The sequence below is a fragment of the Gemella sp. oral taxon 928 genome (assembly GCF_001553915.1).
Lineage (GTDB): Bacteria > Bacillota > Bacilli > Staphylococcales > Gemellaceae > Gemella > Gemella massiliensis.
This window is the reverse complement of the sequence record NZ_CP014233.1, coordinates 575,989-588,780: the sequence shown is the minus strand read 5'-3', so window position 1 is coordinate 588,780 and position 12,792 is coordinate 575,989. Positions and strand designations below refer to the sequence as shown.

11 protein-coding genes are annotated in these 12,792 nt (G+C 31.4%); all 11 read right to left on the bottom strand.

Features of this window, described 5'->3' with window-relative positions; genetic code table 11:
* Positions 1 to 110 precede the first annotated feature (110 nt).
* The 11 genes from acpS to AXE85_RS02510 all read right to left on the bottom strand — a co-directional run bounded on the left by acpS (position 111) and on the right by AXE85_RS02510 (position 12,747).
* Entirely contained in the window at positions 111 to 464 is a 354-nt protein-coding gene (gene acpS, locus AXE85_RS02565; protein WP_062173009.1) for a holo-ACP synthase, read from the bottom strand.
* 274 nt (positions 465 to 738) lie between these two features.
* Complete coding sequence (locus tag AXE85_RS02560; RefSeq protein ID WP_062173008.1) at positions 739 to 1,368, bottom strand: MBL fold metallo-hydrolase; 630 nt, start codon at positions 1,366 to 1,368, stop codon at positions 739 to 741.
* Between the two features lie 165 nt (positions 1,369 to 1,533).
* Positions 1,534 to 2,232, bottom strand: coding sequence for a zinc metallopeptidase (locus AXE85_RS02555; RefSeq protein ID WP_062174681.1), 699 nt, complete (start codon positions 2,230 to 2,232; stop codon positions 1,534 to 1,536).
* Positions 2,233 to 2,421: 189 nt separating this feature from the next.
* Positions 2,422 to 3,606 (bottom strand): cobalamin-independent methionine synthase II family protein, encoded by a 1,185-nt coding sequence (locus tag AXE85_RS08825; RefSeq protein ID WP_265736671.1) that lies wholly within the window; start codon positions 3,604 to 3,606, stop codon positions 2,422 to 2,424.
* A gap of 133 nt (positions 3,607 to 3,739) precedes the next feature.
* On the bottom strand, positions 3,740 to 4,081 hold the full coding sequence (gene yedF / locus AXE85_RS02540) for a sulfurtransferase-like selenium metabolism protein YedF (RefSeq protein WP_062173005.1): 342 nt from the start codon (positions 4,079 to 4,081) through the stop codon (positions 3,740 to 3,742).
* Positions 4,082 to 4,461: 380 nt separating this feature from the next.
* A complete protein-coding gene (gene typA / locus AXE85_RS02535; protein WP_062173004.1) occupies positions 4,462 to 6,306 on the bottom strand; it encodes a translational GTPase TypA in 1,845 nt (614 codons plus the stop codon).
* Between the two features lie 190 nt (positions 6,307 to 6,496).
* Positions 6,497 to 8,152, bottom strand: a complete 1,656-nt coding sequence (locus AXE85_RS02530; protein ID WP_062173003.1) for an L-lactate permease — start codon at positions 8,150 to 8,152, stop codon at positions 6,497 to 6,499.
* 565 nt (positions 8,153 to 8,717) lie between these two features.
* Complete coding sequence (gene smpB / locus AXE85_RS02525; RefSeq protein WP_062173002.1) at positions 8,718 to 9,173, bottom strand: SsrA-binding protein SmpB; 456 nt, start codon at positions 9,171 to 9,173, stop codon at positions 8,718 to 8,720.
* Entirely contained in the window at positions 9,170 to 11,314 is a 2,145-nt protein-coding gene (rnr, locus tag AXE85_RS02520) for a ribonuclease R (protein ID WP_062173001.1), read from the bottom strand. Before rnr ends, smpB begins: the two co-directional genes overlap by 4 nt.
* A gap of 60 nt (positions 11,315 to 11,374) precedes the next feature.
* Positions 11,375 to 11,605 (bottom strand): preprotein translocase subunit SecG, encoded by a 231-nt coding sequence (gene secG, locus AXE85_RS02515; RefSeq protein WP_040461049.1) that lies wholly within the window; start codon positions 11,603 to 11,605, stop codon positions 11,375 to 11,377.
* A 74-nt stretch (positions 11,606 to 11,679) separates the two neighbouring features.
* The gene (locus AXE85_RS02510; protein WP_062173000.1) at positions 11,680 to 12,747 is read right to left on the bottom strand and encodes a PIN/TRAM domain-containing protein; all 1,068 of its coding nucleotides are present in this window, start codon (positions 12,745 to 12,747) and stop codon (positions 11,680 to 11,682) included.
* Positions 12,748 to 12,792: the final 45 nt, after the last annotated feature.

The following is a 12,792-nucleotide window of genomic DNA, read 5'->3' as shown; positions in this document are numbered from 1 at the left end:
CATATTTGCACCTCAATATTCGACAAAATTATCTAATAACATCTTATTAACATTATATTCTCAAAATAATAGAACATCTAATCTTGATTTTTTATCCATATTACAACATCTTACACTTCTTTTTCCAAAACAACAAAAGCTATTGCAGTTGTTTCTGTATGACTTATCGTAACATGCGTTATAAAATCTTTATAATTTATATATGGTTTCCCAAAATTATCCTTTAGTACCTCAACATCATGAAATGAAAAAGTTTTAGAAATTCCGACACCAAGCGCTTTAGAAGTTGCTTCTTTTACTGCAAACCTAGATGCCAAAAATTCTAACTTTCTTCGAAAGTTTGTTATTTTAGAAAAATCTTCCAATTCTTTTTTTGTGTATAATTTATTTAGACGTTGTTCATTATCAATATATTTTTCAAATCTGATTATATCGACAATATCGCAACCAATACCATAAATCATTATATACTCCTTAAAGAAAAATATAATCGATACTTTTGTATTACTAACTTGCTATATTCCCACAGAATTAGCATTTTAATAAAAACTATATCTATATCGATTTCTGCACTTATCTATTATAACATTTATATGTTATTTATTAAAGAAAAAAAAAGAGGTCATCCCTCTTTATATTCTGAATTATTTAAACTTATTTCTTAAAATGTTTTTATATGTTATTTTTATTTTACAATACATTATTATTTCATTTAACCACACTCACCTTTTAAATCAATTAATATCTTATTAAATTCAAATCTCGTTCTCTTGCAATAGTCGTATCATCTCCATGCCCCGGATAAACGATTTTCTCCCCATCTAGTTTAAACAAAACATTACCTATAGAATTTTTTAGTGCGTAGTAATCAGAACCATACAAATCATAACGCCCAAAGCCATTTCTAAACAGTGCATCGCCAACGACAATAAATTTACCAAAATCAAATGATACTCCACCCGGTGAATGTCCAGGAGTTGGTAATACCGTAAAACTCATACCAGCCAACTCATATTTTTTATTTTCTTCAAACTCATGTTCCGCAGGTTTTGCCACCACCGGTACCCTTAGTCTAAACTGATTAGAACCGTTAAAATCAGGATTCTCCAACCAATCTTTTTCTTCTTTTGAAATATAAACAGGAACATTATAATATTTACGACATTCCTCAAGTGATACAATATGATCAAAATGTGCGTGTGTTAAAATAATTGCCTCTATTTTTACATCTAATTCTTCCACCGCCTTTTGTATTTTTTCAAATCCGGCACCGGGATCAACAATTAAACCACGTCCATTTTTATAAATAATATAACAATTTTCAGCAACCATATCCATTACTATTTTTTTTACTTCCACTTTAGCCATATTCCCTATTCCTTTCAATTTACATATATTAATATTGTATCTCAATATTTTCTTTATAGCAATGAAAATCTATAATTCATTTATTAATGTTTATTCTCATACTTGATACTATACATCTTAGTTTAATTACATAAAAAACGACTTCATTGCGAAGCCGTCTAAATACTAATCTCTACTATTTAATAGAATAAAGATAAATCTTAACATTTCCATCAGTGCAACAACTGCCGCTGCTACATAAGTTAAGGCTGCTGCTGTCAATACTTTACGGCAATGTCTGTGTTCTTGGTCATCAACTATATTTAAATCTACTACCTGTTCTAAAGCACGTTTAGATGCATCGAATTCAACCGGCAGTGTTACCACTTGGAACAACACCGCAAACATCATAAACCCTACACCTATCCATGCGATAGTGTACCCGAACTGTCCTATTAACCCTGTTAGTAAAAATCCAACAAGAATTAGAATTGCTGATAAATTTCCTCCTAAATTTGCTAATGGAACTAAGCTGTGTCGCCATCTCATAGGTTTATAATCTGCGACCTTATCTTGAATAACATGGCCTACTTCATGCGCTGCTATAGCGACAGATGCAACCGTCGGTTGTGCATAAACTACCGGCGATAACACAACAATATTCTTTGTTGGATCATAATGATCTGACAATTCAGCTTCTCCACGTACTACTTCAACATCAGTAATACCGTTAGCCTGCATAATAATTTCCGCAACATCTTTGCCTGTTAAACCTGATTTTGTTCTTACTTTTTTATATCTATTATACGTACTGGTTACCTTATACTGTGCCCATAAAGGAATAAGCATAATCAGTAGGAAGTATAGTATATAAGTCCCCGACATCCCATAATATCCAATTGACATATTAGATTCCTCCTAATCTATACTCGAGTTGTAACTTAATGCTCAACTACTGTAAGTTGTATAAAAAGCATTATATCAAGTCCTGCACCTTTAGTCAAGAAAAATCAATTAATTTATAATAAAATTTAAAATAATAAAAATTATATTTCTTAGATATAACAATGTTTATTATTTACAATATTTTTCACGCAATATTTCAGCAGCTTTTACCATATTACGTAATTTTTCCTCAATAATCGGATAAGGATTAAGTGGGCGTTTGGAAAATGTAGCGAACCCGCAATCAGGATTAAGCCAAACATTTTCCGGCGGCAAATATTGTAACACTTTTTCAACCGCACTAACAATTTCTTCCGGTGTTTCTACACGTTCATTACGTGGGTTAATACAACCATACCCAAGAATAATTTTTGTATCTAAAAAATTATTAGCAAACAATTTTTCAACTTCTCCGGCACGAGGGGTAGAAAACTCTAAAGCTAACATATCAACATTCAGTGAGTCAAAAAACTTACCTAATTTATCATATGCACCCTCCAGTAAGACACTCTCATCACACGTCCAGTTACCGCGACAAACATGTATAGCACTTAATACATCATGTTTTTTTATTTCGTTTAATACTTCTTGTATTAATTCACGAGCAAAATTTAATTCTTTGTCAACCTTGACTTTCGCTGATAATGCCCCTCAATAAAATGACTGCTCCCCTTTATCTCTTGTGAACACTACTTCTGATAGTATAGGTTCATCAATTTGGATAATTTTAACACCCTTGCTCACTAATCTGCGAACTTCATTTATAAGTAATTTTACTACATCTTTCCCTAATTCTTTACGACTAGAATAGGCTCTGCTTGAAACTTTCTTCATCCACATTGAACGAGTTAATAAATATGGACTCGGTATTGTCATTTTGAACATCTTATCTGTCATTCGTTCCAAACGTTCCAATTCTTCCGAATTAAGTGGGACATCCGTATCTATTTTATCAAAACAAACAGGACTGCACATTGTATTATCCGCCGCATCCATTTCTTCCAAACTCTTGTCAAACTCTCCAACGTTGGCAGCTAATTCACGCAATTCTTCCATAGTAAGCAATGCAACACCATCCACTTTCTCCGCAATATAACTCATATAGTTATCACGATTTAACTCTCCGCTGACTACAACATCGATTCCGGCAGCAATTTGCATTTTAATTGCTTGCTCTGTTTCCTTTTCAAGTTGTTCTTTATACGCTTCATTATACTTTGTCGTTAATAATGTTTGTTCTTTCAACGCCAATAGTTTTTTTGAACGTGGTAAACTACCTATCAGCGTTGTGGTAAACGGCTTAAATTGTTTCATACTTTAATCTCCTTAATAAATAATAAAAAGAGGTAAACTATAAGGAAAAACGATGACTTAATTATTTTTAAACTATAAAAATTCGTCAACCGGTATTTTTCGCCTATTATTTACCCCAATGCTTCATATTTTATTATGGCTCAATAACCAACTCACTATGTGAAATAATATCAACTACTTCACTCATAGTAGTAGTTCCTCCAACTTCTACAAAGTCGTCTAGGTCATAATAATCTAAACAAATACCACACGATAATATTTTAACACCTTTTTGTTCTAATTCAGTCAAATCCTCTAAAGAATCTGATCCTTTAGTTGCCAGTTTTACACCCTCACCATAAAATATAATATGTTGTGGTAAGTGTTCTTTTTGATTTAATGTATGGATAAATCCTTTCATTAAATTATCAACAAGAACCTGTTCCCCTTGTCCCATACCTGTTGATTTTATTACTACATCATATTTATTAGCCATAATTAGCTCCTCCTTTTATAGATAATTTTATTAAAATAATTTATATTTTTTTATATAACTATTACAATACAAGTATAACATTGTTTTAAATACAATGTCAATTATTAACAAAAATCTATTATTTTATTATAACTTAAAATATATTATTTATAAAAATATATTTATTTTATATTGCCAATAAAATTGCTATTCATAATTTTTTATATAAAATAATTTTCCCTATTATTAAAATATATGAATTTACCTATAACCATTATATTGACTGCGTTTTCAGTAAAAATATTTAATTTTCATTATTTTTACTGTATTGGTTACTATATTTGCAGTTTGATAAAAAAATCGTATAAAGCATATAACCTTATACGATTTTTAAATAATTTTTACTCTTCAGAATATTTTGCTTTACGTGCCGCTTTTTCTCGTACCGATTTATCCAGTTCTTTTTTGCGTAGTCGTATTGATTCCGGCGTTACTTCTAAATACTCATCATCACTTAAATACTCTAAACTTTCTTCAAGCGTCATAATACGTGCTTTCTTCAACGTAACTGTCTGATCTTTAGTTGATGAACGTACATTTGTTTGAGCTTTTGCTTTTGTAATATTTACGGTAATATCATTCTCACGACTGTTTTCGCCTACAATCATTCCGCCATATACTTCTGTCCCCGGCTCTACAAAAACTGTTCCACGTTCTTCTATACTTGAAATAGAATATGCAGTAGCTTGTCCGTTTTCTAAAGCAACAAGCACACCATTACGACGACCGCCTACTTTCCCTTTTTGCATAGGTTGGTAAGAATCAAATGTATGATTAATAATTCCATATCCTTTTGTCATAGACATGAACTCAGTTGTATAACCGATAAGACCACGTGCAGGAACATTAAATATAAGTCGAGTTTGCCCATTACCGTCAGCCTGCATGTCAAGCATATCACCTTTACGTTGTCCTAAAGATTCAATAACGGCTCCTACCGATTCATCCGGAACATCCACTTGAACACGTTCCACAGGTTCACAATCAATTCCGTCGATATTACGAATAATAACTTCCGGTTTTGATACTTGCAATTCATACCCTTCACGACGTAAGTTTTCAATTAAAATTGATAGATGTAATTCACCACGACCGCTTACTATCCAAGAATCATTGGTATTAGGTTCTACCCGTAATGATACATCAGTTTCTAATTGTTGCATTAGTCGATCTTCTAACTTGCGTGCTGTAACAAATTTTCCTTCTTTACCTGCAAATGGAGAATTATTTACTAAGAAAGTCATCTGTAAAGTAGGCTCATCTATATGTAATATCGGTAAAGCTTCTTGCTGTTCAGTTGGACAAACTGTTTCTCCAACATTAATATCATCCATACCGCTTACTGCAACTATATCACCGGCATAAGCCTCTGTTATTTCATCTCGTTTCAGTCCAAAATAACCAAATATTTTTGTTACACGAAAGTTTTTGACAGTACCGTCCAATTTCATAAGAGAAACAGATTCTCCTACCTTCATACTACCGCGAAAAACACGTCCAATCCCAATACGTCCAACATAATCATTATAATCTAACAACGCTACTTGAAATTGTAACGGTTCATCACTATTATCAACAGGTGCAGGTACATAGTCAATAATGGTATCATATAGACATTGCATATTTTCACCTTGTTCACTCGGATCACTTTTAAGTGATGCAGTACCGTTAATCGCCGAAGCATAAACAACGGGGAATTCCAACTGGTCATCATTTGCTCCAAGCTCAATAAATAAATCAATAACTTCATCAACAACTTCTTCAGGGCGGGCTGAATCCTTATCAATTTTATTAACCACAACAATAGGTTTTAAATTTTGTTCTAAGGCTTTTTTTAGTACAAAACGTGTTTGTGGCATTGTTCCTTCATAAGCATCAACAACAAGAAGCACCCCATCAACCATTTTCATAATACGTTCCACTTCTCCGCCAAAATCAGCATGTCCCGGTGTATCTAAAATATTAATTCTTCTTCCTTTATAATCAATAGCTGTATTCTTAGCTAAAATAGTTATGCCACGTTCTCTTTCCAAGTCATTAGAGTCCATTGCTCTTTCTTCAACGTGTTCATTTGAACGAAATATTCCGGATTGTTTTAAAAGCTCGTCAACTAATGTAGTTTTCCCATGATCGACGTGAGCAATAATCGCAATATTTCTTACCGTATCTCTTAATTTAATAGACATTTCTTTCTCCTTATTAAACCATATTCAAATCAATAAATATTTGTATATAGTATTCTAAATAATTAATCTAACTTATCAATAATACCACTATTTTCCTAGGTTGTAAATTGAAATACTAGAAAAAATAAAAAAAAGGTCGAAATTTCAAACCAAAATTTCAACCTTTTCGAAATAATTAACTATAAATATTTTATGGGTGAACCGGTATCATCCAACCGAGAACTCCGATCGCTTGAAGTGAAACAATAGCACACACAATAATCAGTAGTATAAAGCTGTGTTTTACTGTAAATTTAAGTAACTCAGATTCTCTACCAACTAATCCAACCGCCGCTGCTGCAACTGCAATAGATTGTGGAGAAATCATTTTACCGACAACACCACCAGATGCGTTAGCTGCAACTGCTAATAGTGGATCCATACCAACTTGGCTTGCTGTAACTTGTTGCAGTTTCGCAAACAGTAGGTTAGCTGATGTATCAGACCCTGTAATAAATACCCCAATCCAACCAAGTGCAGGAGACAAGAATTTGAATACTGTTCCTGTAGCTGCTAAGGCATTACCTAATGTATTAGACATACCAGATGCGTTCATAATATAAGCAAATCCAACTACAAAACAGATTGTCAATAATGCAATTTTTACTTCGTTAAATGTTTCAATAAATGTTTTAGCTGTATCTTTCCAACTAAGTTTAATAATAAATTTAGATACCAATGCAGCCACCAAAATACCCGTACCGATAGAACCTATAATGTCTAACTTGAATACGGCTGCAATCGGTTTTCCTGAAACTGAACTTATAATGTTTCCATCAATAAACGGAACTTTAGGATTAAGTGCAATTGTTTTAAAGAATGCTTTAGCAGGTTTCATAGTCCATAAGAAAATAAATACTGTTAGAACTACGAATGGTGACCATGCCACTAAAATATCTTTTAGTGAATGTTTAGGAGTTTCGTTTGTTTTCATATCAGAATCTTTTTCGTCAGCAAATCTCCAAGTAGTTTTAGGTTTCCAGAATTGAAGCAAGATAACTATAGATACAAGTGATATTAATGAAGAAAGAATATCCGGTAATTGTTCACCCAAGAAGTTAGAACTTACGAATTGTGCTAAAGCGAATGTCCCACCAGAAACTAATAATGCAGGCCAAACTTCTAATGCTTTTTTAAATCCTGCCATAATTAATACTAAGTAGAATGGAATGAAAATAGACACCAATGGTAATTGTCGCCCAATCATTGCTGCAATTTCTACCGCAGGTATTGGAGAACCATTTGCATAAGTAGCTAACCCATCCATCGCAGTAACCGGCGCACCTACCGCTCCGAACGCAACCGGTGCTGTATTAGCTACCATACACACACCAGCGGCATATAACGGTTTAAACCCTAAACCAACCAACAATGCAGCTGTGATAGCAACGGGTGCACCAAATCCGGCAGCACCTTCTAAAAACGCACCAAATGAGAACGCAATAATTAATGCTTGAATACGTCTGTCATCTGTTAATGAAGTGATACTATCTCTGATAATATCAAAGTGACCACTCTTAACAGTCATTTTATATAAGAATACAGATGCTAAAATAATCCAACCAATCGGTAAAATACCGTATACCATACCGTGAATAGTTGAGAATGCAGCAAAATGGAATGGCATTTTAAAGAACAGACAGGCTATAACAATAGCTACCACAAGAGTAAGTAACCCCGTTAGCCAACCTTTAACTTTGAATCCAGCAAGTGCCACTAAATAAAACACGATAGGAATCAATGCAATTAGTGCAGAAATATATAAATTATCAGCCACCGGCTGTAATATTTGAGTGAATTTTTCCATGAATACACTTCTCCTTTATAAAATATATTTTGTTTATATAAAGAAATCCGTTATAAATTTAAAAGATAAAACTTTAGGCACTATACTTAAATATTATATTAAAATTATGATATTTAAAATATAAATATTTTTCTTAATTCTATAATTTAGTAATACAACAGTTTTTATCTGTTATATTATTTTTATTGTATTTTATCGAAAAAAACATAATAAAAATAGTTACCAAGCTATCATTTTATCTTCAATTTTATTTACCGATTTCTTGACTTACAACTAATATTTTAGCACGCTTTCATAAAAATGTAAAGCGTTTTTTTGCTTGCTATGATAATATTTTTAATAAAAACCTATAATATCAAAGAAAATAAATTGTTTTTTCTAAAAACAATGACTTTAACATTTTTATACTTTGTTATATTTTTTACCATCATATTTTTTTAAAATTATTTCTTTTCTTGTATTTTCTAATATTTTTGATATTTTATATTTTTTCAATAAAAAAATATATACTACAAATTTTTTGTAGTATATTTTTATCACTAATTATATAATAATAAATATTTATTTAATATTTTTGTTTATTTTTTAATGCTCTACTAATCTCTTTATTGGCTTCTTTTTGTTTAAGAACATGACGTTTATCATAATTTTTCTTGCCTTTAGCCACTCCAATAAGCAATTTAGCATATCCATTTTTTATATATAATTTTAATGGAATTATACTAATTCCCGCTTCATTTTGCTTATTTGTTAATATCGCTATTTGTTTCTTTTTTAACAATAATTTTCTTACACGCAAAGGATCATGGTTAAATCTATTTCCTTCTTCAAAATGAGAAATGTGCATATTATAGGCGAACATTTCTCCTTTTCTCGTTTGACAATACGAATCTTTTAAATTAACCCTGCCTCGACGTATTGATTTTATTTCTGTTCCTGTTAGCACTAACCCTGCTTCATAGGTTTCTTCAATAAAATAATCATGGGTTGCTTTTTTATTTTGCGCAATTACTTTATTCATATTTTTCTTCCTTTACTTTTTCTCTTTTTAATTAACGGTCTATGCGTTAATATTTTAAAATCAATTTCCTGATTATCTATGTCAACATTCATCACTTTAACTATCACCTCATCACCTAAGCGATATATTTTTTTATTTCTTCTACCTATTAAAAACATATTTTTTTCATCATATGTATAATAATCATCGGTCATAGCTTTAATATGAACTAAACCTTCTATTGTGTTTTCTAATGTAACGAATATTCCAAAATTTGTCACGCCTGATACCATACCTCTAAATGTTCTCTCTTGATATTTGAGCATATATTCACATTTTTTCATTCGATCTACATCTCTTTCACAATCAACCGCTCTTTTCTCATATTTCGATGATGTTTCTGCCAAATGTGGGAGTTTTTCCGCATTATGAATAAGTGTTTTTTCAGAAATATCGCCTTTAAATAAATATGTTCTAATCATTCTATGTACCAATAAATCCGGATAACGTCGTATAGGTGATGTAAAATGCGTATAATACTTTGCAGCTAATGCAAAATGCCCAATATTTTCTGAAGAATAACGTGCTTGATTCATAGTTCTTAATAATATCGTTGACAACATAGGTTCAATAACTTCACCTTTAAACTTCCGAAGCATATTCGCAAGCATGTAAGGCTCAATCTCCTCAATATTACCCTTTACTCTATACCCAAAACTTGAAGCTATATCGAAAAACTGTCTTAATTTTTGAATTTTCGGTTCTTCATGTATGCGATAAATAAACGGTACTTGCATCCAATAAAAATGTTCTCCAATTACTTCATTTGCACTAAGCATAAAGTCCTCTATCAACCGCTCCGCTACTCCACGTTCTCTAGGTACTACATCTAACACATCACCATTTTTGTCCACTACAACTTTCGATTCTATCTTATCAAAATCAATTGCTCCGCGTTTTTCTCTATTATCGCGAATTTTTTTTGATAATTCCAACGCAGTTTTTAACATTGGCGCATACTCTTTATATTCTTCTTTTTCCTTTTCGCTATTATCATACAAAGCATTTACCTTTTTGTATGTTAGTCTTCCATTTGATTTTATTATAGCCGGATATATATCATAGCTTTCAGAATACCCTTTATCGTTAAAATCAATATCGCAACAAATCGTATATCTAAGTACATTGGGATTTAGCGAACAAATTCCATTTGATAATTTTCTAGGCAACATCGGTACCACACGACCAGCTAAATAAACACTACATCCACGTTTAGATGCCTCAATATCTAATAAAGAATCTTCCTCTACATAGCGGCCTACATCTGCTATAAATACTTTTAATTGATAACCTTTTTTTGTTTTAGTTACCGAGATTGCATCATCTAAATCTTTTGCATCATCACCATCAATCGTGACAACCATTTCTTTTGTACAATCTTTATAATTATCACCAAATGTTATTTTTTCACTTATTGTCTCAGTTTCTTTAAGAACATCTTCCGGAAATTCATTAGGAATACTATATTTATAAATAACAGATAATATATCTACCCCCGGATCATCTTTATGTCCCAATGACTTAATTATGATACCTTTATGATCTTCGAAATTTGTCGCTGCATATTCTGTTATTTCTACTAATACTTTTGTTCCATCTACCAAATTAAAGTTTTTACCATTTAATATTTTTATGTACTTTGTTATATTTTTATCATCGCTTTTAACAAACGCAAACATTCTGGCATTAGTAAGCATACCAACTGTATATTTAGTATTCCGCTCCACTACCTTTTTGACAATCCCCTCAAAATTACGTCTATTCGTATAAGCACTATCAATCTCAATAAGCACGCTATCTCCTGTCATAGCATCCTTAGTAAAACCTTTGGGTATGTAAACTTCTATGTCTAACCTTTCAATATAAACAAAGGCAAACCCTTTTGGATTTAAACGAATTATACCTTCAATTTTTAATTTTTCTTCCATATATAAGAATTTTTCATTAGGTAATTGAGTAATAATCGCCCTTTGTTCCAGCTTTTCTAAGCATTTTACCAACTCTACAAAAGTTTTTGCTGATGAAACGGCTAATTTTTCCTTCAAATCATCAATACTTAATACACCATATTTTTTAAACAATTTTAATATATTGTCTAACATCTTTCCCTCCTTAATAAAAATAACCCTAAAATGAAATTTCACTTTAGGGTTACATTATTGTTATAATTTTAACCAAGTAAGGCACACTAGCGATATAAAGAATATTAATCCTAATACAATTGTTATTCTTTGTAAAACTAACTCAGCACCTCTTACTTTTTGTTTACCGAACAGTTCTTCGGCACCACCAGTTAAACCAGATAAACCACCTGACTTACTTTCTTGAAGTAGTACTACAATTATTATTAAAATACTGCTCAATATTGCTACTGTCATTAAAAAAGTGTGCATACTCTCCTCCTAAAATAATCATCTATTAATACAATACAACTAATCATAACATACTTTTTTATAAAAAGCAAATCTTATTGTACTATCTTGGTAAATATTATTCGACCTGATGATGTTTGTAAAACACTTTGAACCTCTACTTCCACTGTTTTTCCTACATGACGTTTCCCATTTTCGACAACAATCATCGTACCGTCTTCTGTATATGCTACACCTTGATTATTTTCTTTTCCTTCTCTTAATACATTGACTTTCAAACGTTCGCCTGTTGTTAATATAGGTTTTACAGCATTGGATAAGTCGTTCACATTTAAAACTTTTATAGATTGTAATGTAGCAAGTTTATTCAAATTATAATCCGTTGTAATAATTGCACATTTATATTTCAACGCATAATCTATAAGTAAATTGTCTACACCTTTATGTTCATTATAAGTATACTTATTATCTATTTCCAATTCTATTTCTTTCATATTTTTTAATTCTTCAACGCAATCCAATCCTAAACGACCTTTAGCTCGTTTTAACGGTTCCTCAGAATCAGAAATTAGTTGTAATTCTTTAAGTACAAAGTCGGGAACAATAATCTTCCCTTCTAAAAATCCTGTTTTAGCAACATCGTGTATCCTTGAATCGATTAAAGCACTTGTATCAATTATTTTATTTAAAACATCTAAACTTTTTTTAGATTTAGAACGAGTTTCCTTATTTTTGTTTCCAATTTTAAACGCCGTAAAAATATTAACAAATTCTCCTCCACGACGATAACCTATTACAAGTCCTAAATAACCGCAAACTATATATATCACAGCTGATATAATTCTTCCCATTATTCCGGAACCTGCTATAACATCAACTCCTGCTGATAACAACATCGCAAGCAGAAGTCCCAGTATCAGTCCGATAGTGGTAAAAACTATCTTTTGAATTGGTGTTTTTGATAATCGCTCTTCTATAGCACTCATCGCTGTTACAAATCTATTAGAAAACAATAAAGACACTATTAAAAAAATTAAAGCTGTACCGATTGTAACAATTAATCTTAAACTAGTTTCACTAAGCGACGAAAATACTTCATAGGTTATTAATGCTGATGTTATTAATGTACCTACCGTTATTCCAAGTAATAGTGAAACTATCATTAACACTTTTTTAACATATAATCACTCCTTTTTTAAAATTTATAG

Coding starts and splice junctions, on each gene's coding strand:
- acpS (WP_062173009.1), bottom strand. CDS start 464: ATGATTTATGGTATTGGTTGCGATATTGTCGATATAATCAGATTTGAA.
- AXE85_RS02560 (WP_062173008.1), bottom strand. CDS start 1,368: ATGGCTAAAGTGGAAGTAAAAAAAATAGTAATGGATATGGTTGCTGAA.
- AXE85_RS02555 (WP_062174681.1), bottom strand. CDS start 2,232: ATGTCGGGGACTTATATACTATACTTCCTACTGATTATGCTTATTCCT.
- yedF (WP_062173005.1), bottom strand. CDS start 4,081: ATGGCTAATAAATATGATGTAGTAATAAAATCAACAGGTATGGGACAA.
- typA (WP_062173004.1), bottom strand. CDS start 6,306: ATGTCTATTAAATTAAGAGATACGGTAAGAAATATTGCGATTATTGCT.
- AXE85_RS02530 (WP_062173003.1), bottom strand. CDS start 8,152: ATGGAAAAATTCACTCAAATATTACAGCCGGTGGCTGATAATTTATAT.
- smpB (WP_062173002.1), bottom strand. CDS start 9,173: ATGAATAAAGTAATTGCGCAAAATAAAAAAGCAACCCATGATTATTTT.
- rnr (WP_062173001.1), bottom strand. CDS start 11,314: ATGTTAGACAATATATTAAAATTGTTTAAAAAATATGGTGTATTAAGT.
- secG (WP_040461049.1), bottom strand. CDS start 11,605: ATGCACACTTTTTTAATGACAGTAGCAATATTGAGCAGTATTTTAATA.
- AXE85_RS02510 (WP_062173000.1), bottom strand. CDS start 12,747: ATGATAGTTTCACTATTACTTGGAATAACGGTAGGTACATTAATAACA.